General features: G+C 60.7%; 18 protein-coding genes. 5 read left to right on the top strand and 13 right to left on the bottom strand.

Annotated features, from left to right (window positions below):
• Positions 1–104 precede the first annotated feature (104 nt).
• Positions 105–1,358 (top strand): sterol desaturase family protein, encoded by a 1,254-nt coding sequence (locus tag LJY25_RS06140; protein WP_227607359.1) that lies wholly within the window; start codon positions 105–107, stop codon positions 1,356–1,358.
• On the opposite strand, the gene LJY25_RS06135 is transcribed toward LJY25_RS06140, so the two are convergent.
• From LJY25_RS06135 to LJY25_RS06080, 12 genes are all read right to left on the bottom strand, one after another.
• Entirely contained in the window at positions 1,292–1,825 is a 534-nt protein-coding gene (locus LJY25_RS06135) for a GNAT family N-acetyltransferase (RefSeq protein WP_227607358.1), read from the bottom strand. The two genes, LJY25_RS06140 and LJY25_RS06135, sit on opposite strands and share 67 nt — an antisense overlap.
• A gap of 125 nt (positions 1,826–1,950) precedes the next feature.
• Positions 1,951–2,181 (bottom strand): hypothetical protein, encoded by a 231-nt coding sequence (locus LJY25_RS06130; RefSeq protein WP_227607357.1) that lies wholly within the window; start codon positions 2,179–2,181, stop codon positions 1,951–1,953.
• Positions 2,182–2,334: 153 nt separating this feature from the next.
• Complete coding sequence (locus tag LJY25_RS06125) at positions 2,335–4,569, bottom strand: prolyl oligopeptidase family serine peptidase (protein WP_227607356.1); 2,235 nt, start codon at positions 4,567–4,569, stop codon at positions 2,335–2,337.
• 98 nt (positions 4,570–4,667) lie between these two features.
• Positions 4,668–5,351: a hypothetical protein gene (locus LJY25_RS06120; RefSeq protein WP_227607355.1), complete on the bottom strand. Its 684-nt coding sequence runs from the start codon at positions 5,349–5,351 to the stop codon at positions 4,668–4,670.
• A gap of 371 nt (positions 5,352–5,722) precedes the next feature.
• On the bottom strand, positions 5,723–7,183 hold the full coding sequence (locus tag LJY25_RS06115) for a hypothetical protein (protein ID WP_227607354.1): 1,461 nt from the start codon (positions 7,181–7,183) through the stop codon (positions 5,723–5,725).
• A 222-nt stretch (positions 7,184–7,405) separates the two neighbouring features.
• Complete coding sequence (locus LJY25_RS06110) at positions 7,406–8,917, bottom strand: hypothetical protein (protein WP_227607353.1); 1,512 nt, start codon at positions 8,915–8,917, stop codon at positions 7,406–7,408.
• Positions 8,918–9,451: 534 nt separating this feature from the next.
• Complete coding sequence (locus tag LJY25_RS06105) at positions 9,452–12,922, bottom strand: hypothetical protein (RefSeq protein ID WP_227607352.1); 3,471 nt, start codon at positions 12,920–12,922, stop codon at positions 9,452–9,454.
• 83 nt (positions 12,923–13,005) lie between these two features.
• Positions 13,006–13,389: a hypothetical protein gene (locus LJY25_RS06100; RefSeq protein ID WP_227607351.1), complete on the bottom strand. Its 384-nt coding sequence runs from the start codon at positions 13,387–13,389 to the stop codon at positions 13,006–13,008.
• Between the two features lie 78 nt (positions 13,390–13,467).
• On the bottom strand, positions 13,468–14,916 hold the full coding sequence (locus LJY25_RS06095) for a hypothetical protein (RefSeq protein ID WP_227607350.1): 1,449 nt from the start codon (positions 14,914–14,916) through the stop codon (positions 13,468–13,470).
• Positions 14,917–15,061: 145 nt separating this feature from the next.
• The gene (locus LJY25_RS06090; protein WP_227607349.1) at positions 15,062–15,454 is read right to left on the bottom strand and encodes a hypothetical protein; all 393 of its coding nucleotides are present in this window, start codon (positions 15,452–15,454) and stop codon (positions 15,062–15,064) included.
• Positions 15,455–15,575: 121 nt separating this feature from the next.
• The gene (locus LJY25_RS06085) at positions 15,576–16,952 is read right to left on the bottom strand and encodes a hypothetical protein (RefSeq protein ID WP_227607348.1); all 1,377 of its coding nucleotides are present in this window, start codon (positions 16,950–16,952) and stop codon (positions 15,576–15,578) included.
• A 244-nt stretch (positions 16,953–17,196) separates the two neighbouring features.
• Positions 17,197–18,192 (bottom strand): sugar phosphate nucleotidyltransferase, encoded by a 996-nt coding sequence (locus LJY25_RS06080; protein WP_227607347.1) that lies wholly within the window; start codon positions 18,190–18,192, stop codon positions 17,197–17,199.
• 219 nt (positions 18,193–18,411) lie between these two features.
• Here LJY25_RS06080 and LJY25_RS06075 point away from each other — a divergent pair, with 219 nt between their 5' ends.
• The 3 genes from LJY25_RS06075 (at position 18,412) to LJY25_RS21210 (ending at position 20,390) form a co-directional block, all read left to right on the top strand.
• Entirely contained in the window at positions 18,412–18,990 is a 579-nt protein-coding gene (locus LJY25_RS06075; protein ID WP_262908646.1) for a LemA family protein, read from the top strand.
• 102 nt (positions 18,991–19,092) lie between these two features.
• Positions 19,093–19,548 carry a TPM domain-containing protein gene (locus LJY25_RS06070; protein WP_227607346.1) on the top strand — a complete coding sequence of 152 codons (456 nt, stop codon included), beginning with the start codon at positions 19,093–19,095 and terminating at the stop codon, positions 19,546–19,548.
• A complete protein-coding gene (locus LJY25_RS21210) occupies positions 19,545–20,390 on the top strand; it encodes a TPM domain-containing protein (protein WP_262908645.1) in 846 nt (281 codons plus the stop codon). The genes LJY25_RS06070 and LJY25_RS21210 overlap by 4 nt, the downstream gene beginning before the upstream one ends.
• A gap of 216 nt (positions 20,391–20,606) precedes the next feature.
• Here the strand turns inward: LJY25_RS21210 and LJY25_RS06060 are convergent, their stop codons facing one another.
• Entirely contained in the window at positions 20,607–21,203 is a 597-nt protein-coding gene (locus tag LJY25_RS06060) for a 3'-5' exonuclease family protein (RefSeq protein WP_227607345.1), read from the bottom strand.
• Positions 21,204–21,378: 175 nt separating this feature from the next.
• Between LJY25_RS06060 and LJY25_RS06055 the strand changes: the two genes are divergently transcribed.
• Complete coding sequence (locus LJY25_RS06055) at positions 21,379–22,131, top strand: hypothetical protein (protein WP_227607344.1); 753 nt, start codon at positions 21,379–21,381, stop codon at positions 22,129–22,131.
• The last annotated feature ends 50 nt before the right edge of the window (positions 22,132–22,181 follow it).

The raw sequence follows: 22,181 nt of genomic DNA, 5'->3' as shown, positions 1-22,181 counted from the left end.
CTTTCCTTCACGCGGCCTGCGGTAGCAGACCCTCTGAAAAGCCCGCCTGCCTCCGTTGGCATTACCTTTCCCGCCGAAGACCTGCTTCGGTTACCTCTTCTTCCATGAGCCTGAACCCCATCGTCCTGTCCATCCCGATCTACTTCGCGCTGATTGGCGTGGAGCTGCTGGTGGAGCGCCTGCAGCACACCGAGCGGTACCGGTTTCACGACGCCATCACCAACATCAGCTGCGGCATGACCTCGCAGATTGCGGGCGTCTTTCTGAAGGTGGGGGTCGTGGGCGTGTACGAGCTGCTGTACACCCACGCCCGGCTGTTCGACGTGCCCCGCACCTGGGCTACGGGGCTGCTGCTGTTTGTGCTGGCGGATCTGTGCTACTACTTTGCCCACCGCTACAGTCACGAAATCAACTTTTTCTGGGGCGGGCACGTGGTACACCACCAAAGCGAGGACTACAACCTGTCGGTGGCGCTGCGGCAGAGCTCGTTTCAGGGCATGTTCACGTTTCTGTTTTACCTGCCCCTGGCTGTGCTCGGCTTCGAGACGGAGTGGTTTGTGTACACCTCAGCCCTGGTCACGCTCTACCAGTTCTGGATTCACACGGAGTTTATCGGCAAGCTGGGCCCGCTGGAGTGGGTGCTGAACACGCCTTCGCATCACCGCGTCCACCACGGCCGCAACCCCAAGTACATCGACAAGAACTACGCCGGCACCTTTATCATCTGGGACCGGATGTTCGGCACCTTCCAGCAGGAAGAGGAAACGCCGGTGTATGGCATCACCACTCCATTGAACTCCTGGAATCCGGTCTGGGCCAACTTCGGCCACTACTTCCAGATGCGCGAGCAGCTGCGGCAGACGCCCGGCTTCTGGAACAAGGTCCGGGTGGTCGTCGGGCGGCCCGGCTGGCGCCCGGCTGAGTTGGGCGGCCCCTACCAGATTCCGGAAGTCGACCCGGGCAATTATCAGAAATACACCACCAGCGCGCCCAAGACCGTGAACTGGTTCGTGTTCAGCCAGTACGTGGCGCTGATGGGCGCCGCGGCTGTGTTTATGTTCACGCAGAAGAACATGGAGCCGCTGGTGCGCTACCTCGTGGCCGCGTGGTGCGTGTGGGCGGCCCTGGCCTGCGGAGCATTATTTGAAGCTCGCCGTGGCGCCTTTCTGCTGGAGCCCGTGCGTCTGCTCGCCTCGGTCGGGTTGCTGCTGCTGACGCTACGCACCTCGCCCCACTTTGCCGTGGCGGCAATGGCCGGAGCGGCGTGGCTGGTTGCTTCCCTGGCCTGGGTTTACTCGTTCCGCAAGGTGTTCGCGCCCATGACGGCCGCTACGGTCGGGTCGCAGGCGTACGCCTGAAGCTGCTCGGCGGTCATGTTGCCGTTGTGCCACTCGGGGTCGAGGTTGGCGCCAATCTTTTTGTAGAAGCCGATGGCCGGCTCGTTCCACTCCAGCACCTGCCACTTCAGGCGGTTGGCTCCGCTTACCCGGGCCTCGGCCACCACGGCATCGAACAGCAGGCGGCCCAGGCCGGTGCCCCGCTCCTGTTCCGTCACCACCAGGTCTTCGAGGTAAAGCATCTTACCCTTCCAGGTGGAATAGGCCGTGTAAAACAAAGCCAGCCCCACGATTTCATCCGCCGCCCGCTCAGCCACCACAAACTTGAAAATGGGTTCGGGACCGAATCCGTCGCGCTGCATGTCGGCCAGCGTGTTGGTGACTTCCTGGGGAGCCCGCTCGTACTCGGCCAGCTCCTGAATCAGACCCAGGACCTGGGGCAGGTCGGCTTCCACGCCGCGGCGGATGGTGATGTTGGCAGAGCGCATGGTTTTAGTGCTTGGGGGTTAGTGCCTGGTAAGGTAAATCGAACAAGAGTAGCGCCGGTCAAAAAAGCAGCGCCCGGCTGCGCGGGGCAGTCGGGCGCTGGCGTATGGTAGCCGGAAGGCCAAAACTACATCTGAGGCTGCATTTTCTTGATGTCCTCGGTGGCGTTGACCGCGTTGATTTCCCGGGGCAGGTTAGCGTCGGCCTTGCCGCCGGTCGTATCCGAGGGAGGGGGCAGCTGGGGCAGGGGCTTCACGGCCACATCTTCATCCCGCATGTTGTCAGGATTGCTGCAGGAGGCTAGGCTCAGCGTTAGGGAAGCGCCGGCCAGCAGACCGAGCAGAATCATTTTCTTCATAATAAGCCGAAATAAGACGGGCATTTGGGTTTGGGGCGGCAAGATACAACGCAGGCCGCGAAAGATAATCCTCTGGTTTAAGGCGGGCGCCGAGGGTGAAGCTTGCCCAGGCCCGGTTTCGCCCTCTTGTCAGCGCCCGGCCAGCACTCGGGTCTACTTTCCGTACGGGCTCACGCCCATGTTCTGGTAGCAGAACGACCAGATGTCGGCCCACTCCTGGATCTGCAGCGCCGTGCTTTTGCCCGCCCCGTGGCCGGCATTCACATCCACGCGAATCAGTTGGGGGTTAGGCCCGCCGTTCTTTTCCTGCAGCGTGGCCGCAAACTTAAACGAGTGCGCGGGCACCACCCGGTCGTCGTGGTCGGCGGTGGTAATCATGGTGGCCGGGTAGGTGGTGCCGGCCTTCAGGTTGTGCAGGGGCGAAAACTTCACCAGGTTCTGAAACTGGGCGTAATTGTCGGACGTGCCGTACTCCGGGGCCCAGTTCCAGCCGATGGTAAACTTCTGGTAGCGCAGCATGTCCATCACGCCCACGGCGGGCAACGCTACGTGGGCCACGTCGGGGCGCTGGGTCATGATGGCACCGACTAGCAGGCCACCGTTGGAGCCACCGGCAATAGCCAGGCGCTGGGGGTTGGTGTAGTTCTGCACCGTCAGATACTCGGCAGCGGCAATAAAGTCGTCGAACACGTTCTGCTTGTTGGGCGTCATGCCGGCCTGGTGCCAGGCCTCGCCGTATTCCCCGCCCCCGCGCAGGTTGGCCACGGCCAGGATGCCGCCGTTTTCCAGCCACAGCATCCGCGCTACGCTGAAGCCGGGCGTCAGGGAGATGTTAAAGCCCCCGTAGGCGTACAGGTACGTTGGGTTCTGCCCGTCGAGCTTCACGCCTTTCTTGTGGGTGATGAACATCGGAACCTTGGTGCCGTCCTTGCTGGCGTAGAACACCTGGGTGGTCACGTAGTCGGCCGGGTCCACGTCTACCTTCGGAGCCCGGAACACCGTGCTTTGCTTGGTGGCCAGGTCGTAGCGGTAGATGGTGGTGGGGTAGGTAAACGAGGTGAAGGCGTAGTACACGGCCTTGGCGTCGCGGTGCCCGCCAAAGCCGGTGGCGGTGCCGATGGCGGGCAGCTCCACCTCATTTTCCAGTACCCCCTTCTCGGAATACACCTTTACCTGGCTGCTGGCATCCTTGAGGTAGCTCACGATCAGCTTGCCGCCCACGTGATTCACGTCGTCGAGCTTGTTCTCGGTTTCGGGCAGCACCACTTTCCAGTTGGTCTCGGCGGGCTTTTTCGGGTCGATGCGGACGACGCGGTAGCGCGGGGCCTTGTAGTTGGTGAGCACGAGCAGCTCCCCACCCACGTTGCCGACCACCGAGTTGTTGTACTCGTAGCTGGAAATCAGCGTGGTGAACTTGCCGGCCTGCTTGGGGTCGGTCAGGTCACGGGCCATGATGCGGTTGCCATCCGCCTTGCCATCGGTCAGGTAAAGCAGCAGGAAACGCTCATCTTCGGTGGTGCCCACGGTCCGGAAGCCCAGGGGCATGGTCTTGTCCTCGTACGTGAGCTTGTCGGCCGATTGCGGCGTACCGAGCTTGTGGTAGTAGACCTTGTGGAACTCGTTTTTGCCCGAAAGCTGGTTTTCGCCGGCCTTGGGCGCATCGTAGCGGCTGTAGAAGAAGCCGTCCTTGTACCAGGCCGCCCCCGATACCTTCACCCACTGGAGCTCGTCTTTGAGCGGCTGCCGGGTTTTCAGGTCCATCACCTTTAGCTTCTGCCAGTCGGAACCGCCGCCGGACGTAGCAAACGCCATGTAGCGGTGGTCGTGGGAGAAATAGGTGCCGGCCAGGGCGGTGGTGCCGTCGGCGGAAAGCTTGTTGGGGTCCAGCAGCAGGTCGGGCTGACCTTCCTGCCCGCTTTGCTGGGTGTACATCACCCCCTGGTTCTGCAAACCGTCGTTGCGGGAATAGTACAGGCGCCCGCCTTCTTCCTGCGGGATACTGAACCGCTCGTAGTTCCAGATCTTGGTGAGGCGCTCCTTGATACGGTTGCGAAACGGAATCTGCTCCAGATAGCCGAAGGTAACCTTGTTCTGGGCTTCCACCCAGGCTTTGGTTTCGGGCGAGTCGAGGTCTTCGAGCCACCGGTAGGGGTCGGCTACCTTGGTGCCGTGGTAGTCGTCGGTGTGGTCGGATTTACGGGTTTTCGGGTAGTCCACGGTGAGGCGGGGCGTTTCGGGAGCAGTACGGGCCGGGGCGTTCTGCTCGATGATGGGCGTTTCGGTGGCGGAGGCGTTGCCGGCCAGGCTTTTGGGCGGTTGGCTGGAGCGGCAGGCGGCCACAGCAGCCACCGAGGCCACGGTCAGCAAAGACAGGTAGGTTTTGTTCATAGCGCAAAGGTGTTGATAGTTTTTAGTTGTCGGTTGTTCGTTGTCAGTTGTCAGTAGCAGAATAACCGGACAACTAACAACGAACAACTGACAACGACTTACCGACTGGTAATCCGCCCGATTTTGGGGATAACCTGAATCAGGAACCGCTTGTTCTGGCCTTCGCGGGCCCCACGGTAGCGCCCGGTGCCGAAAAAGCCGCTGCCCCCGATAATCAGCTCGATGCCGGAGTCCTGGCTGAAATCAAGGCCGTTCTGCTTCCAGAAGTTGAGAAGATTCAGGGCCCGGCGGTAGCTGAGCTGGTAGGTGAGCTGCTCTTCGGCGCGGTTGCGCGGGTCGTTGCCGGCGTAGCGGGCGGCCATACCTTCCACAATCACGAGGTAGCGCACGGGCTGCTCGGTCCGAATAGTTTTGAGCACTGAGCGGAGCGTCTGCCCGGCCTGGAGCAGGGCGGGCTTATAGGCATCCTGGATTTCGTCGCGCCCGGCCTTGAACTGTACCGGCACCAGCAGCTCGTGCCGCTCCAGGCCGGGGTCGTACTTAAAGTACCGGCCTTCGAGGCGCTGCAGGGAGCGGCGGATCTTGGTAATCTGCTCCAGCTCCTCGGCCTTGGCCTTGAGCTCCCCGTTGGCCTTTTTCAGGTCGTTTTCCCGGTCCTTGAACAGCTTGAAGCTATACACGAACAAGACCAGCATCACCACGAACAAGGACGTCATCAGGTCCACGTAGCTGGGCCAGAAGAAGTCGTTGGAAGAGCGGTTGTTCGTGGTGGTGTCGTTCATAATAACTCTTATACTATCGGCCGGTCATTCCGAGCGAAGTCGAGGAATCTCGCGTGCTGATGTTGTTGTAAATGGAACGTCATGCTGAGCAAAGTCGAAGCATCTCTACCGCTTCGTTGAGGTGAGGCTCATTACAAATGCTTCTTCGGCAATAATGCGCTTCGAAAATGACCTTATTCACTTCGGCATCATCAAAATCCGGCCAATAGCCAAAGTGCTGAAGCACAACTTCAGAATTTAGTATCCTGGCAATGATATGGCTTTGATTCTCAAACATTGGAAAGCAGTTCCATTGTGACGAAGCGGTAGAGATGCTTCGACAAGCTCAGCATGACGTTCTGGTAGGCGAACTACAAAGTTCGCGCTACTGGCTACTGGGGCTGTACGCCGCCAAACAGCTTGTCCATAAACCGCTGAAACCGGTTTTTCGACGTGGCTTTCACCAGCACCGTGTTCAGGTTCGACAGCTCGGCGAGCAGCTTGGCCTGAATCTGGGAGTCCAGCTCGACTTTGCGCAAAAGCTCCCGCTGGGTGGCCGTCACGTCGCGGCCCAGGGCCTCCTGCTGGGCATTCAGGTTCTGGAACGGCTCCAGGTAGCGGGTGATGCGCTCAAACACGTTGTCCTCGTTGAGCTTCTGGAAATACTGCCCCCACTTCTCGTAGGCCTGCTGGGCGTCGCGCTCGTGGTAGCTCAGGCGCTGCTGCATCAGGTCGGTGAGGCGGCCGGCGGCCTGGTCGAAGTACTGCTCGGTGCGGGCCGCGAGGTTGCTCATCTCCTGCTGGTGGCGCTGGAAAAAGTCGAGCTGGTGCTGGATAACATTGTCGTGCTGCCCGATGTACTGGCCTACGTTGTTGATGCCCCGCTCGAAGCCGACCAGCCGGTCCAGAATGCTGCTCACGGCCCGGGCGGTGGCGGTGCCATCTTCCAGCATCTGGTTGAGCCGCTGCTGGTAGCCCATAAACTGCGCAAACAGCTCGGCCGACTGACTGACCTTCTCAAACACGGCCACGTTGGCGCTGGCCATCTGGTCGAACCCGATTTCGTTGAGCCGGGTCAGGAAGTCGCGCTGCACCTTCACGTTCTCGGTGAGCGTGCCGATGATGGGCTCGAATACGGTGACCTTGCCGATGAAATCCTGGTTGAAGGCATCGAGCACGCCCTTCAGCGTCGACAGGCTGTTGGCCATGTCGTTGTGCAGCACCGGCAGCAGGCGGGCCTGCAGGAAGGTGTAGTAGGCGTTTTTGAGCTGCTCGAGCCGCTGCCGGGCTTTGCGGACTTCGCTGTTGCCGAGCATCGTGAGCAGTAAACCCACGAAGGAGCCGGTCATGGCAATGAGCACGCCGGTCAGGAAGGGCGTCAGCGCATCTTCATCCGACACCCCGTTGCGGGCGATGCCCACCAGGCCCAGAATCACGCCCATAAACGTACCCAGCAAGCCCAGGTACAGCGGCGTCGCCACGTTGGCCTGCACGGCCGTGTCAAGCACCTGGGACTGTCGCTCCGAAATGTCTTTCAGAATGCCGAAGTCGGACGCGGCGCCTTTGTTGTGCCGCAGGTAGTCGTTGGTGTCGACCAGAATTTCCCGGAAGTCTTCGGATACTTTTTCCGCCTTGATGATATCGACCACGAACGAGCCGTCCGGGGCGTTGGCGGCATATTCGGGCAGATCGGTACCGTCGGGCAGCACCATGCGCCGCTCTACCCGCAACGCATTTTTGGCCGGGTACAGCTGACCCAGCCGCTGCGCGTTGCTACGGGTTTGCAGAAACACACGGATCTGCAGCCCCACCACAATCAGGACAACGACTATTTCGAGTATAATTTCAAGCATCGGGGTAAAGCTACTGCTAGAAAACCAGCTCCCGTTTTTCAGGAAGTGACTGGTCCGGAGTTCTCACGGATGGGTTCTCGATGTTCTGTTATCCTGACAAAGGAAGGACCTTATCAGGTTAAAACGAGCCATTGTCTTCAATGTCGCTCTAACGTGAGAAGGTCCTTCGCAGACAAAGGATTAAGCTAACCGCTACAAGCCATCAGCTAATAGCCACAAAGGCTACTCGAAGTGAATGGCGGCTTTCTGCTCGACCTGCCAGGCGCCGTTGGCCTTGTTCAGCACGCCGTCCTTGTCGGTGACGATGCGCGAAACGGGGCCGGTGGGCTGCTGGTACTGGCAGGCATCACGCAGCGAGTACTGGGCGCTCTGAATGGCGTAGGCGTGGACAGCGGTGTTCGACGTGATTCGGAACGACGCCCGGCCGGGGCGCTGGGGGTCGAGGGTGATTTCGTAGATGCTATCGTGCTGGGGCTGGTCCTGCAGGTCGTATTCGCTGAATCCCCCGTTCACGGGCACTTTCACATAGAACCGCTGATTGGCGGGCGGAGCCGGCGCGGCGGCTGGCTGCACGGGAGCCGTTGCGGCCGACCAATCCGTAGCCGGCAGCTGGACGGGCGGAATCAGGCTATCGAACTCGTCGCGGTTTTCGGTGGCGGGGGAGCCCAGGGGCATAGCGGCAGGGGCGGGCTCGGTTTCCCGCATCGGGGCGGGGGGAGCGTAGCTGGTGGGAGCCTCTGCCGCTGCAGGAGCCGCCGCTGGCGGGGCAGCGGCCGGGGCCGGACGCGGGGCATTCTGCTGCTGACGCTGCTGCTTGTTCGACTGTCCTTCTTTCCGGGGCTGGTGCTGGCTTTGTCCGGCGTTGCCCGACTGCAGGCGGGCTACCTCCGCGGCCACGCGCTGCTGCACGATTCGCTCAATCTCGCGCTGCACGTCTGGCGTCAGGCCGGCAGCAACTCCTCCTCCCCCACCGCCAAAGCCTCCGGCCGTAGCTTTCACCGATTCCAGCTCACTGCGGTGCCGGTCGGCACGGCTGCCGAGGGCGCTGATGCTACGGCGCAGCAGCACATACAGAAACAGGCTCAGCAGGGACAGAATCAGGGCAATGGGCGCGAACAGCTTGCTCATCATGCTTTCACCACTTCCTGCGCTGCGGCTGGTTGCCGCATAGGAATTGTCAACGGGGTCGGTGCCGGCTGTTTCAGTGGCGGCCATTTCCTCATCGGTTGCCGTCGTATCCAGCTGCGGGGTCTGCGCCGCGGCCAGGCTGGCGCCAACGTCGGTGGGTGGAGTGCCGTTTTCAACGTAGCCTTTCAGCTGGGCGTCAAGGTCCTGCACGCCCTGCATCCGGGCCGGGTCCTTGCGGCGGGAGGGCGAGGATTTCAGCTTGTTGATAATTTCCGTCGCCAGCTTCTGCAGCCTGGACTTATCCGAGCCCAGTCCGCTGTACATCGTTCCCCGGGCTTCCAGCGGCGCATACAGCAGGCTATACACCTTCTGACTATCCGCTTTGATGCTGCTTTCGAATTCCTTGAGCGAGCCTCCGCAGCGGACGGAGTTTTTCAGGTCAGACTTGCCCGCTTCGTCGTAGATAAACCGAACCGTAGCACACCAGATCTGGGCCTTTTGCTCATCGAGCGTGGGCTGGCCGGGCGTGGTCTGGGCCGAGGCGAAAGTGACGGAAAGCAGCAGGCCGGCAAACAGCAAGGCACCGGAAAGGGAAAAACGATTCATGGGCAGGAGTTTCAGCATGCAATACTTCGGCTATTGGCAGTCGGCTATTTCTTGATCGAAGCTCATCAGAGAGTCTTCGCCCATAGCGGTCAGGGTTTGGTAAAATGTCGCTCTGTTGAAAGGGCCCAGAACTTTCTTCCGAATCTCTTCATGGACGTTGTGGTACTCCCCTTTAAGTGGTTGTCTGTACTGGATACTCCTAATGGGAAGTATGTAGTACTCAGTGCATGATTTAACAATTATCACTCGGTCATTGTGGCCTGTCTCAGTAACTTGAGCTTGAATCAAAGGAGTACTAAGTTCACCCTCATTGTCATAGTACAGGTAATACTTTCTTCCTCCACTAATCGTCGTTGCCCAATAGTTACCAACTATTTCTTTCTCGTCCCATTCCGACCCCCAGAAGCATGAGCCTAAGGGCAAAACTGTCAACAGAAGTAAAACGCGCGGGATTATCCTCATTAGCATCATACCGGTAATAGAGAGAAAATGCGGGGTGAAACGATTCAAATCAGTTCACCCCGCATTTTCTCTCTACCCGTTGGAAATCAACTCCCGGCTCAGGTTATAGAGGGCCTGCTTGAGCGGGTAGAAGAACAGGGTTTCGGGCAGCGTTTCGCCCTGACTCAGGTTGCGGCCAATCTGGTGCAGACCCAGGCTGAGGCTGTCCTCGATTTCGCGGAGCAGAAACTCCTTGACCCGGGTCCGGTCGATGTCGACGCCGACTTCGCGCATCAGCGGGGCCACGTCGTCGCTGTCGAGCACGATGTCGAGGAAGCGGCGGGTGTTGTCGATGACGCTCTGTTTGAGGTCGGCGTCCACCTGGGGCATTTTCAGGCGGGCTGCGTCAATGTCCTGCCCTTCCATAGCGCCGTTGAGCTTTACTGTCCGGATCTGGTCGAAGTCGGCGGCGCTGGTGGCGCTTTCCTCGAACAGCACGCCGCCGTTGGTGGTGGCTTCCTTGGGGTTATCGGCCAGAATCACGCGGAAGTTGTGCGGCGCCTCCTGCCCCGAAGCGGCCTTGAATACGGCTTTGCTGATCTTCTCAATGGCGGCCATGCTGGCGCCGCCGCTGAGCAGACGCAGGTACAGGCTGCCCTTGCCCGAGAAGCACAGGTAGCGCGGGGGCTTCAGGCCGAGGTGCTGCACGAGCTGGGCCACGTGGTACACAATGGCGGTGTAGTGCAGGTAGAACAGCACCCGTAGCTGCCGCCCCTTGCCCAGGCCCAGGCTTTGCGTAAAGCGTAGTGCCTCGTTGTAGGTGAACAGCAGGCTGGTTACATCAGCCGAGCCGAAGTCGGGGTTCTGTAGGGCCGCGCGCAGGTAGCCTTTGTACTCCTGGTTTTCCTCGGAGTCGGGCAGGCTTTCCACATACTGCACGCCGAGGCGGAGCAGGCCGTTCTGCTTGGGCGCGCCCTGCACGCGGGCGTAGCCGTCGCCCCACAGGTCGTCGCCGGCAAAGCGGAACGAGGAGCTGAACGAAGGCTTCTGGTCGGCGAAGATCAGCAGGTCGGTGGTGCCGCCGCCGATGTCAATGTTGATGACGTTCTCGTCGCGGTTGGGCACCACCTGGTTGGTAGCCGTGAGGTAGTAGTACGGGGCCACCGACTCCGAAATGCACTGAGTGGGTCGGCGGGCCCGGAACACCTGCTGGAAGGCTTCGTCCCAGACCTGCTGAAACTGGTTGCGCAGGAACATGTCGAAGCTCAGCGGAGCAAACCACACCACGCGGGTGTCTTCGAGCACCCCGCCCTGCATGGCCGCCTTGTGCTTCATCAACAGCAGAATCTCCTTGAAGAAGGCCGCAATGCGGTTTACGCCCTGGGGGTCCAGCTCGGCGCTCCACTTCAGGTTGGTCACGAAGCGGTTCTGGGGCGGCTGCCCGGTTTCGGTGTTAATGCTGAAGCCAATGTTGATGTTGCTGAGCACTTTGCTCGGCTCGTTGGCGTAGGAGTTGGTCTCGCACACCGCCGTCCGGATCGGAAACTCATACACCGACTGCTGTTCCCCGATGATGCTCGGAATAAACTCCCGGTTCTGAATCAGGGGCACGTCGATCAGCTGACCCGGGCCGCGCATGTAGCGCTGAAACGCCGAGTAGCCGGTGTCGGGCAGGGGCGCGTTGAGCAGCTCAACCTGCAGATCGGCCTCGCCAATGGTGAAGGGAACGGGGTGAGCGGCCGGACCGTTGGCGTAGGCCACGTGGGTGTTGCTGGTGCCAAAGTCGACGGCGAAGGTGAAGCGCCGGGTACCCCGGTCCAGCTCCCGCCAGCGCGGCACGATCAGGCCCCGGGCCGGGGGCGCGCCGTGGAAAGCCGGCGGGCAGGTCAGCTCGGCCAGGTCGAAGTGGGTACCGGTGATTTCGTAGTAGGTGCTGCCGGCCGTGGCTACGCTTTTCTGCGTCCGCTCAAACTTGGTGGCCTTGCGGGCTGCGCCCTGGTCGGTGAGCCGCTCCCCGCCCACGAAAAAGTTCAGGTCGTAGCGGCGCTGCAGCATGGTGGGGCTGTTGTCGGCGTCCACGAGCATGACTTTGTAGAAGTCGTTGTACTCGGGCTGCTGGCGCATCTTGTAGAACGGAAACACGCCCAGGCCGATGTTGGCCTTTACGATGCGGCCCTTCTCCGGAATCTCGCGGCCCTGGGCGTCCTTGGGGTTCTGGGGGTTCTGGTAGTAGCTGCGCTCAAAGGTGATAAAGCGCCCGGCCTGCACCGGAATCCGCACCAGCACCCGCACGTGGTTCAGGTCGATGGTAAAGGTGACCAGCTCGGCGAGGTCGTGCTCGGTGAAGTACTCGAAGAAGGCCTGCCGCAAGGGCAGCAGATACGGAAACCGGGCCCGGCCCTGCGTATCAGCGCCGTACTGGAACGTTACCTTTCCGGTGTGAAAACGCTGCGTGTTCAGCTCATACGGCAGCTCGACCAGGGCATCTTCCAGGAAGTCGCCTACGGTGAGGTAAGGGTATTTAAAGCCTTTGCCGGGCAGCACGCGGTTTTCTAGCGTCAGCTCGTCGGCGTAGGGCACCGTGGTGCGGTCGTCCCAGGGCTGGCCGTTGAGGTAGTTGGCGCCCTGCATGGTCAGGTTGGGACGCAGCACCAGTGGACGGGGCCGGCCGTTGCTTTCGCTCCGCGTCGGGGCAATGAACAGGTCGGAGCTCATCACCGCCGACTGGTCGGCCCGGCCGGGCAGAGGCACGTGCTTTACGCTGACCAGGTTGCCCTGGAAGTCACTCAGGGCCGGATACTTGGCGGCAAACTGCTGAGCCGTGTGCTCACCCTGCATCTGCATCTGGTTGATACGGGCGCGGTCGAGGCCGGCAAATACGCTGCCGGCAAACTCGCGGCGCTGCAGCTGCGGATACGCAAGGAATAGCTCGTACATGAAGTCGCGGAAAGCCGGGGAACGGTCTTCGAGCAGCACCACTTGGTTGTCGAAGTAACGGCCCTTGGCCTGGGCGCGCTCCAATTCCAGCGTTTTCACGGCCGGAGCCGTGAACAGCAGCGTCAGCGGGGAGGTGCCGCCCAGCAGCTGGGGCCCACCGGGCAGCTCGGGCGACTCGTAGAACACGAGGTACATGTCGGAGAAGTCACGGAACCGCTCGTCCTGCAAAAACAGCTGCAGCGTTTCGCCCAGCAGGCGGGTGCCTTCGTCGGACCGCATCTTCCGCAGCTCTGTCTCGGCATTCCAGCGGCGCAGCGTGATTTTGCGGCCCGCCTGGGTGTAGAGGTTGTAGTTGTAGAGGATTTCAAACAAATCCCAGAAGTGCGACACCAGCTCGTGGTACACCGAGCCGGGGTTGCGCTGCCCTTCCCGGGCCAGGAAGTCGAAGGCCGTTTCGAACAGGTGCATCCGCGCAAACGGCGTCGGGATGCTCACTGCCACGTTCTTGGCCCGCCCACCGGTGGGGTCGGTGACGGTGTTGATTTCGGTGCTGGTGATAGGGGCAGTTTTCTGCCAGCCCTGCACCTGCTGGGAGCCGTTGTTATGAAGACGAAGGACTTTGGGCATTGTCGGGAGTTTGTCTTTGTTAATCTAACCCGCAAAAGGAAAGGACGGCGGGAGAGCAGGGAAAGGATTTCAGGAAAAGAACGTCATGCTGAGCGTGCCGAAGCATCTCTACCGATTCGTTGAAGAAGCAAGTCATGCCATTCATCCAGCAATGACGCGTAAAACGAAGCCAGCGCAGTTGTTTGGCCATCCTTATCAACTGCACCGGCTTCTAGATCGATGAGCATCTCAATGATAACCTCAATGTTGTTGCTAGCCAGACCTACGCGGTAGAAGCTGGTGTATGCGCCGGGATTGTGATGCTGACTTGGCTTATCGATTTCACCAGCTGCAATAGCTTCGTCAATGTGCCGCACCAAATCGAAGTGCTCAGCTTTTATGAGAAGCGTACGGGTGGCATTGAGCGCGGAGAAGTGGAGAACATTGTCTTGCTGCTTCCGACGCTTGTATTCGCTAGCATCCATCATTGAGGTTGAAGCTTGATTGCAACGAAGCGGTAGAGATGCTTCGACAAGCTCAGCATGACGTTCTAGGTTAACGGTTTCCTACACCACTTTCACCTTTTCCTCAAAGGCCTTGTCGGTCACGCTGTCGAACAGGGCGACGAGCTTTTTGAAGGCGTCGGGCTCCTGAATGGACTTGGCGGCGTCGTTAAGCTGATTGAGAAAATAGTTCTGGCTGAGGCCCTTGTTGAAGAAGTCGTTCCACTTCTTTTCCACCGGCTTGCCCGCAATCATGGCGTTGAAGTCGTCGGTGGTCAGGTCGAAGGGGCGGAAGGAGCGGCGGTTCTGGCTTAGCTCCTTGAGCCACTCGTCCACGCCGTACTCGGGGCTGTGCAGGAAGTTGTTGAGCTCCTTGAAGATGGGCTCGTTGCGCAGGGCGTGGTCCAGGTTCAGGTTGTCGTGGTAGGGCGCCTTGTCGGTGGGCAGGTGCTGCTTGTGGTAGCGGGTGAAGTACAGCAGCTGGGTGAGGTGCTTGGCAATCAGCTCCCGGCTTTCGTCGGGCATATGGCTGAAGTTCAGCTCCTGCGAGTCCACGCCCAGCCCGTACTCGTGGAAGTGGGGCCCGCCGTTGCGCAGCTCCGACTCGGAGTACTGCATGAAGTCCACGATGCTCAGCGCGGCCAGCAGCTCGATCAGGTGGGCCTTGTTGCGCTGAGCGGTGCCGCCGGGCTGGTTTTCGTAGGGCGTGTCGGGCGTGTCGGCCAGGTAGTACAGCGCGTCAAGGCCCTGCAGGTTGTGCTCGTAGTAGCTGAGCGCGGCCTTGGTCTTGGTTAGAAAGGAGTTCGAGTCGATAACCGAGTTGTCCTCGCTCTGCAGCGCGAAGTAGGGCATCACCGTCACGGCCCCCGTCAGGGCGTCGCGCAGGTAACGGGCGTTGCTGAGGCGGGTGTTCGGGTCCTTGAGGTTTTTGAGCAAAAGCGGGAAGCCGGCCGCGCCGGTGCCGCCGAAGATGCTCGACACGAAAAACACCCGGTCCCCGGCCTGGAAGTTGTCGGCGAAAAACCGGATTTCCGGCGACTCCACCACTTTGTTCAGCACGATGCTGCCCACGTTGGGCGAGCCGCGGAAGCCGATGGTCAGCGGGCTTTCCAGGTTGTCCTGGGTGAAGAGCAGCTCCACGAGGCCCTTGGAGTCGACCGAAAGCTGGTCGTAGCTCAGGTACTGCCGGAAGCTTTGGTTGATGCCACCGAAATCGAACACGAACGTGTCCTTCACGCCCCCGTTGGTATCGGCCGAGATGCTGCTCAGGGTGCTGATGTCGGTCTGGAAGAAGCCGTCTTCCCGCTTGCCCAGGCGCTGGTAGATCTGCTGGTAGCTTTTCAGCATGTCCACTGTGCGGTTCATGTCGCCGTTGTGGGCGTCAGGGTCGATGATGATGGGCACCACCCGGTCGCAGTTGGCGAGCTTCACGCCCGAAGCCAGCAGCATGGTCAGGGAGCGAATCACGCGGGAGCCCGTGCCGCCAATGCCGAATAAAAAGAGTTTAGCCATGGAATTGGGTTCTTAAGATCTTGGGAACCTGGGGTCTTGGATTTTTCCGGGTTTTGGGGTCTTGGACGTTAGTCGCTGACAATAATGATTCTTGCCAGTCATCAGAACATCAGCTAAGACCCTAAGCACCCAGGACCCCGAGCCCCTAAAAAGGAGTCGTGCTGGCGTTGGTGGAGCCGCGCTTGAGAATGATGGAGAACAGAAAAAACCAGACCATGCCGAGGATGGCGTTCCAGGTCGACATCCAGTAGATGTAGGAGTGAGAAGCCACGGCCTGGGAGTTAGCCTGCCAGATACCGATCAGAAAGGACAGCACCGCGCTGATAACCAGGAAAATCACCCAGTGCCGCACCTTGTTGAACGTGGCGACGCCCATGGCGCGGTTGATCAGGTAGTAGAAAATCAGCACCAGCGCCAGGGACAAACCCAGGGTAAGCAAACCCACATTCGGGAAAATCACCTCCCGGTACACGGGCGTTTCGGAGGGGGGCTGGGGCGAGCCAATCAGCTCGTAGAGAAAGCGGAAGAAGCCTTTCATGGGTCAGGAAATGGCGCGAAAGCGGATGCTTCGCGGGTCGGTGGAAAGTCGAAGGTGGGCGGGGCCGCAAGAAACGTGCCTTTAGGGCGTCGTTACGCGGGTTCGGCGGGTTGCGTTATCCTTAATCGGCGGGCTGCAGGGTGAGCGGAATCCGGAAAACCGGGGCCTGCTCCTGCTCACCGGTCGTGACGGCCGCCACGCCGTCGAGCAGGCTGCTCAGGGCAAAGGTTTTGGCGCCGGCCTGGTTGATGTTGCTGTCATTCTTGGTGGTCCACTGCCCGATCCAGCCCGGGCGCTGGTCGTTTAGCGTCAGCTGCAGGGGCCGGGCCGCCTTGCCGAGCCGGGTAACGCGCACTTTCACGAAATGCGTGTACAGATTTTCGGCCCCGCTGCTGTTTTTCGTCTGGTCGGTGGCGGCAAATACGCTCACAATCTTCGCGTCGGTATCCTGGGCCTGCAGCTGTAGGTTGGGCTTCAGGTAGTTCACGTCGCGGTACAGGGCCGGCAGGGTCTTCAGATCAAGCCCCACCACAAACTCCACCGGTTCCTGGGCCGACACTTTGCTGACGGCCACGGTATGGTACGAAGCCCCGGCGGTGCGCTTGCTGGCGTCCTTTTCGCCGTAGTACCACGAGCCTACGTTCTGGAACCGGTTGAGCAGGGACGAAGCCGGGGTCGGGTACTTCACCCCGAAATGGGCCTGCTGCGCCGGCTGCCGCTCCAGCAGCAGCGCATCAAACCGCCGCACGGCGTCGGCTGGCCCCACCACCCAGAAGTAGTAGGGAATGTCGGTGTCGCAGCACGGGTTGATTTTTTTGACGGCCGTTTTCAAGGCCGGGTAAAACGCGCCCCGGAAGTCGGAGGTGTACCCATATACCGACACGGCCAGGTCCGACCGGCCGGCCCGGTTCAAAGCGTCCGTGACGTCGGTGCTGATGTAGGGAATAGCCCCGGCGTTTTTCGGCGAGTAGATAAAGTCGGAAATCAGCACGCTTACCGAGTTGGGCGCGTAGTAGCGGCTCACGAGCGTATCGAGCACTGAAGGAATGTCGGTACTGCTGGCCGGCTGCTGAATACCGCTGCGCACCGTCTGGGAAAGCTGCTGATACGAGTCGGCGTAAGGCTTTTCCTTGATGCGGAAATAGCTTTTGCGCTGCACGGCGGTGCTGCGGTTGAGGTCCGACAGAAACTGGGCCGCGTGCTGCTGAAACCGGGTATTTTCCGCCCCGCTGGCTTTGGGCATAAAGCCTTCCATCGAGCCGGAAACTTCCAGAAAGATGCTGGCCTGGGCCAGGGGCCCGGCGGCACTGCCTTGCTCCGGGGCTTCTGCCGTGGTTGGGGCCGGTTTGGAATCGTTCGGAGCCGGGGCTGTGGTCTCTTCGGTTTCGGGCCGGGTGGCTTCGCCGCCGGCATTCATGTCTTCGCGGGAGTAGCAGCCGCTGAGCAGCAGGGCCACAGCCACGGAAGGAAGCAAACGAAGAAAAGCAGATGAATGCATTCGGTACGGAGTAAGTAGGAGTCGACGCGCGTCGCCCTGTGCGTACTGCCGGGAGGCCCGGCAGGTTGTGGGCGGAACGCCCGTAAGGCTATGAAATTTTATTACGAAAACCACATATAGGACTACCCCCGCCCTATCGCGTCTGCGGATCAGCTTGTTAGCACCGCTGGCTAAAACTAAAAAGCCCCGGCGCCCTGCTGCAACAGTGAGGCGCCGGGACTTCCCGCCAGGGTTAGCACAGCCTTTAGCTGTAGTCGATTTCGGTGTTGTCGCCGATGTTCAGGCTGTGATTCAGGCCGCGGAACGAGGCGTCCGACCCCACGATGCAGTCGTGCAGCACGGCCTGGCGCAGCTCGGAGTACGAGCCGATGATGGAGTCGCTCAGGATGGTGTTCTTCACGATGGTCCGGTCGCCGATGGCTACGTTGGGCCCGATAATGGAATGGGAAATCTGGCAGTCGCGGCCGATGCTGACCGGCGGGATGATAATGGTATCCGGAAACTCGGGGTAGTCGCTCGTAAACTCCGGGCGGTTCAGCAGCTTGGCATTGGCTTCGAGCAACGACTCTTTCCGGCCGCAGTCAAACCAGTTGTCGACCGGCGTGGTGGTCATCTCGGCGCCTTCCTGAATCATCAGCATCAGCGCATCGGTAAGCTGAAACTCGTGATGGGTGCGCAGGTCCTCGTCGATGATGCGCTCCAGGGCCGAGGCCAGCCAGGCGGGGTTTTCGATCTTGTACAAACCCACCAGGGCAAAGTTCGACTTCGGAATCCGGGGCTTCTCCACCACTTTCGTAACGCGGCCACCGGCGGAGGTTTCAACCAGACCGAACAGAGAAGGCGTTTTCACTTCCTTTACGGCCAGCACATTGCCGGGCGCGCGCAGCAGCTCGGGTAGGTCCACGTCCACGATGGTGTCGCCGAGCATGATCAGGATGCCGCCCTGCTCGTGCCGGAACGTTTCGCGGGCCAGCCACAGGGCGTGGCCGATGCCTTCGCGGGGTTCCTGCACCACAAACGTGCTTTGCAGCTCGGGGTAGTAGCGGCGCACGTAGCTTTCGACCTTCTCGCCCAGGTAGCCGATGATGAACACGAACTCTTCGATACCGGCCGCCCGGAGACGGTCGATAATGTGGCCCAGAATGGTGTTGCCGGCCACCGGAACCAGCGACTTGGGCTGGGTGTGGGTGTGGGGACGCAGGCGCGAACCAATGCCGGCGACGGGAATGATGGCTTTCATGAACAGCTGACGTAGCGTAAGGCCGCAAAATAGTCATTAGAACGCCAGCAAGCGCCGCGCACAACCGCCGGCACCTGAATTCGTACGTTGCTGCGGTGCAGGGGTAGAATTGCGGGCGATGAGCAACGTTGCAACGCGGGCGGCAGCCGGTCGTTAACTTAAATCATCAAACCAATAGCTATCCTTGCATATCCTTTCCCCTCACCTTTTTTTCCTCTCATGAAACGCTTTCTCCTCTATTTCGCTGGCCTGGTTATCCTGCTCTCCCAATCGTCCTGCGGCTACAACTCCATGGTAACGAAGGACCAGGCCGTGAAAGGCCAGTGGGCCAACGTGCAAAGTGCCTACCAGCGCCGCGCCGACTTGATTCCCAACCTGGTGAACACCGTGAAGGGCGCCGCCAACTTCGAGAAGTCGACGCTGACCGACGTGATTGAGGCCCGGGCCAAGGCTACCAGCGTACAGGTGTCGCCCGAGAACCTGACGCCGGAGAACATTAAGCGGTTCCAGGAAGCCCAGGGCCAGATCAGCTCCGGGCTGGGTCGGCTGCTGGCGGTTTCGGAAAACTACCCCGAGCTGAAGGCCAACGCCAACTTCCAGGAGCTGCAGGCCCAGATCGAGGGCACGGAAAACCGCATCAACGTGGAGCGCAACAAGTTCAACACGGTCACCAACGACTACAACGGCTACATCCGCTCCTTCCCCAATAACCTGTTCGCGGGCATGTTCGGCTTTAAGGAGAAGCCCTACTTCGAGGCCGACGCCGCTTCGCAGAAAGCTCCGACCGTTCAGTTCTAATTGGTTAATGGGGTCTTGGGGTCTTAGGTTCTTGGTCTTTGTTCTGCTTTAGAACATAAAATCGAAGACCCCAAGACCCCGAGACCCCAAGCCCCCAGACCTATGACTAACCCCCTCACCCCGGAGCAGGAAGCCCGGCTGGTTGCTGCTATCCGGCAGGCGGAAATCACCACCTCCGGCGAAATCCGGGTGCACCTCGAAGACGTCTGCCCCACGCCCGAACCCCTGGACAGGGCCGCGCAGGTATTTGCCGATCTCAACATGCACCGCACGGAGCTGCGCAACGGCGTGCTGTTTTACCTGGCCTGGCAGGCCCGGCAGTTCGCCGTTATCGGCGACGCGGCCATCAATGCCGCCGTGTCCGACGACTTCTGGGAAATCACCAAGGAAACGGTGCTTAACCATTTCCGGGCCGAGGACTACGTAACCGGCCTGGAAAAGGGCGTGAAGATGGTGGGCGAGCAACTGCAGAAGTACTTCCCCTACGACGCCACCACCGACCGCAACGAGCTCGACGACACTATTTCGTACGGCAAGCCGGCCCCGCCCAAGGTATGAACCGGCTCCTCTCACTGCGGCTCCGCCCCTGGCTGGCTTCGCTCCTGTTCCTGCTACTGTTCAGCTTTCCCGGGCTTCTCCAGGCCCAGGACGGCAAGATACCGCCCCGGCCCAACCCACCCCGCCTGGTCAATGACCTGGCGGGCCTGCTGCGCCCCGACGAGGAAGATGCCCTGGAGCGCAAGCTCGTGGCCTACAACGACTCCACCTCTTCCCAGATTGCAGTCGTAATAGTGCCCAGCATGGGCGGCCAGGAAATTGCCGACTATTCCCAGCAGCTTTATGAAAGCTGGGGCATCGGGCAAAAAGGCAACAACAATGGCGTGCTGGTGCTGCTCAGCCAGCAGGAGCGCAAGGTGCGCATTCAAACGGGCTACGGCCTGGAAGGCGCCATTCCCGACGCCCTGGCCAAGCGCATCATCTCCAACACCATGACTCCGGCATTTCAGCAGGAGCGCTACTACGAGGGTCTGGACCGCGGTACCGACCAGCTGATTGCCCTGGCCCGGGGTGAGTACAAAGCCGACCCGGAGCAGATGCCCCGCCCCCGCTCCACCGATGGCAGCGGCTCGGGCTGGCGCTTCTGGCTGATTATCGGCGCCATTATTCTGTTCATCCTGCTCCGCTCCCGCGGGGGAGGCAAAGGCGGCGGCCGCAACCGCGGCAGCGGCGGCATGTTCATTCCCCCCATCATCTTCGGCGACTTCAGTGGCGGCCGCGGGGTGTTTGGCGGCGGTGGCGGCTTTGGCGGTGGATTTGGTGGTGGCGGTGGCGGTGGCGGTGGCTTCGGCGGCTTCGGCGGGGGCAGCTCCGGCGGCGGTGGGGCCAGCGGCAGCTGGTAGCGCACTGGTGGTATGCCGGGTTTGGGCTCGGCAACTGTTCGTGCCAGGCAACCTCTGCCTGACGGCCAAATTTCGTCCCGGTCCGCTTTCTTGTGTTAAAAAGTCAAAAGCCCCCGCGTCGGAATGACGTTGGGGCTTTTTGCTATGTGTTCAGCGCCCGCTCATGAAAGCCCTATTCTCGCCGTTCGAACCAGAACCTACCACTTCGCCTGCTCATCATTTCACTTCCTTGTAAAAAGGCCGCTCGTAGAACGGGCGGAGCAGCTGAACAACGTCCAGCGCATCGGCCAGGGCCTGGTGCGCCACGGAGTCGTCGGGGAAGTGGGCGCGGGCTTTGCAGATGCTCATGGTGGGCAGGCGGGTATCCTTGCGCCAGTTCAGGTAAAAGCAGGCCGGGTCCAGCAAGGCGGGCTCGTTGCGCACCAGGGTGCCCCAGCCGGCCAGGTGCCGCAGAAACGGAATATCAAACGGGCCGATGTTCTTCCCGGCCAGCGTGACCACCACACAGTCGTGCTTGTCGGGCCGGAAGTTCTGCTGCACCAGAAACGCCCGCAGCTGCGGCACCAGTTCGGCCGGCGTACACAGTTCCGGGTTTTCGTCTTTGCGGGCCAGCTCGGCCAGCAGGCCCGCGTTGAGGGCCAGCGCCCCGGCCGTACCGACGTATTCGGCATGGCGTACTACCCGGCGAAATGCGGGCAGCTCGGCCAGCGGCAATACATTCCGGGTGTCTTCAACCACCGCGGCCAACTCAATAATCTGATGCCGATCGGCATGGCCGCCGGTAGTTTCCAGGTCGAGCGAAACGTAGCGCATCCAAGCCCATACGCATAACCGGGACGGGCAGCGAACATACGCTGCCGCCCGGTGCGCGGCCGGCTGAGCTTTGATGTCTTATATTGAGTGCTTATTCGGGGCACCTTTATTCCTGACTGCCTGGCGCAGCCGTTATTCCCGGACCAGATCATTTAGCTGTACCGTATCCTTCGTCATGAAAATACTTGTTGCCACCCTGCTTGCGCTGGGAGGCGCGCTCGGGCTTAATTCCCTGGCCCTGGCCCAGAAAACCACCCCGGAAGCAGCGCTGGCTACCTCAGCCGAAGCTATTCAGCAGCAGTACACCAACTCGTTTGTCAGCCATCCGCAGCTTTACAACGGCCCGGAGTACGTCGACTATTCCCGCCGCTACCACACCCGCACCGGCCACCAGTTTTTCCTGACGCCGGAGCGGCAGCCGGGCAACGTGTACTACAACGACCTGCACTTTACGGCTGTGCCCCTGGCCTATGACGTCGTGCGCGACCAGGTGGTGCTCAAGCACCCTACCAGTCCGCTGACCCTGCACCTGATCAACGAAAACGTGCGGAGCTTTACCCTCAACGACCACCGCTTCGTGCGGCTGGTAGCCGACAGCGCCAGCCGCCGCGTGCTCCGCACCGGCTACTACGAGGTGCTGGCGGAAGGCCGCGTACAGGTGCTGGCCAAGCGCGCGAAGCGGCAGCAGGAGAAAATAAACCAGAACTACGTCGACGTGGAGTTTATTTCCATCGACCGGCTGTACCTGCAGAGGGCGGGGCGCTACTACGCCATCAGCCGGAAGGGTGCGGCCATGCGCCTGTTTGCCGACAAAGCCCCCGAGATGCAGAAGTTTATCCGGGACCGGCAGCTGAAGTTCAGCAGCACCTACTTCGAAGCCAGCCTGGTCGAGCTGGCCCGCCACTACAATATGCTGACCGCCCAATAACCTTTTTGCCGGGCCTACCCGGTACTGCTCTTCTTCGCCTATTGCTATTT

This window comes from Hymenobacter translucens (assembly GCF_020685205.1).
GTDB classification, from domain to species: domain Bacteria; phylum Bacteroidota; class Bacteroidia; order Cytophagales; family Hymenobacteraceae; genus Hymenobacter; species Hymenobacter translucens.
Note: the sequence above shows the minus strand (reverse complement) of the source record. Positions and strands in the feature narration are given on the sequence as shown.

What these genes read in the sequence shown, in the direction of transcription:
- LJY25_RS06140 (WP_227607359.1), top strand. Translation starts at nt 105, where the DNA reads ATGAGCCTGAACCCCATCGTCCTGTCCATCCCGATCTACTTCGCGCTG.
- LJY25_RS06135 (WP_227607358.1), bottom strand. Translation starts at nt 1,825, where the DNA reads ATGCGCTCTGCCAACATCACCATCCGCCGCGGCGTGGAAGCCGACCTG.
- LJY25_RS06130 (WP_227607357.1), bottom strand. Translation starts at nt 2,181, where the DNA reads ATGAAGAAAATGATTCTGCTCGGTCTGCTGGCCGGCGCTTCCCTAACG.
- LJY25_RS06125 (WP_227607356.1), bottom strand. Translation starts at nt 4,569, where the DNA reads ATGAACAAAACCTACCTGTCTTTGCTGACCGTGGCCTCGGTGGCTGCT.
- LJY25_RS06120 (WP_227607355.1), bottom strand. Translation starts at nt 5,351, where the DNA reads ATGAACGACACCACCACGAACAACCGCTCTTCCAACGACTTCTTCTGG.
- LJY25_RS06115 (WP_227607354.1), bottom strand. Translation starts at nt 7,183, where the DNA reads ATGCTTGAAATTATACTCGAAATAGTCGTTGTCCTGATTGTGGTGGGG.
- LJY25_RS06110 (WP_227607353.1), bottom strand. Translation starts at nt 8,917, where the DNA reads ATGAATCGTTTTTCCCTTTCCGGTGCCTTGCTGTTTGCCGGCCTGCTG.
- LJY25_RS06105 (WP_227607352.1), bottom strand. Translation starts at nt 12,922, where the DNA reads ATGCCCAAAGTCCTTCGTCTTCATAACAACGGCTCCCAGCAGGTGCAG.
- LJY25_RS06100 (WP_227607351.1), bottom strand. Translation starts at nt 13,389, where the DNA reads ATGATGGATGCTAGCGAATACAAGCGTCGGAAGCAGCAAGACAATGTT.
- LJY25_RS06095 (WP_227607350.1), bottom strand. Translation starts at nt 14,916, where the DNA reads ATGGCTAAACTCTTTTTATTCGGCATTGGCGGCACGGGCTCCCGCGTG.
- LJY25_RS06090 (WP_227607349.1), bottom strand. Translation starts at nt 15,454, where the DNA reads ATGAAAGGCTTCTTCCGCTTTCTCTACGAGCTGATTGGCTCGCCCCAG.
- LJY25_RS06085 (WP_227607348.1), bottom strand. Translation starts at nt 16,952, where the DNA reads ATGCATTCATCTGCTTTTCTTCGTTTGCTTCCTTCCGTGGCTGTGGCC.
- LJY25_RS06080 (WP_227607347.1), bottom strand. Translation starts at nt 18,192, where the DNA reads ATGAAAGCCATCATTCCCGTCGCCGGCATTGGTTCGCGCCTGCGTCCC.
- LJY25_RS06075 (WP_262908646.1), top strand. Translation starts at nt 18,412, where the DNA reads ATGAAACGCTTTCTCCTCTATTTCGCTGGCCTGGTTATCCTGCTCTCC.
- LJY25_RS06070 (WP_227607346.1), top strand. Translation starts at nt 19,093, where the DNA reads ATGACTAACCCCCTCACCCCGGAGCAGGAAGCCCGGCTGGTTGCTGCT.
- LJY25_RS21210 (WP_262908645.1), top strand. Translation starts at nt 19,545, where the DNA reads ATGAACCGGCTCCTCTCACTGCGGCTCCGCCCCTGGCTGGCTTCGCTC.
- LJY25_RS06060 (WP_227607345.1), bottom strand. Translation starts at nt 21,203, where the DNA reads ATGCGCTACGTTTCGCTCGACCTGGAAACTACCGGCGGCCATGCCGAT.
- LJY25_RS06055 (WP_227607344.1), top strand. Translation starts at nt 21,379, where the DNA reads ATGAAAATACTTGTTGCCACCCTGCTTGCGCTGGGAGGCGCGCTCGGG.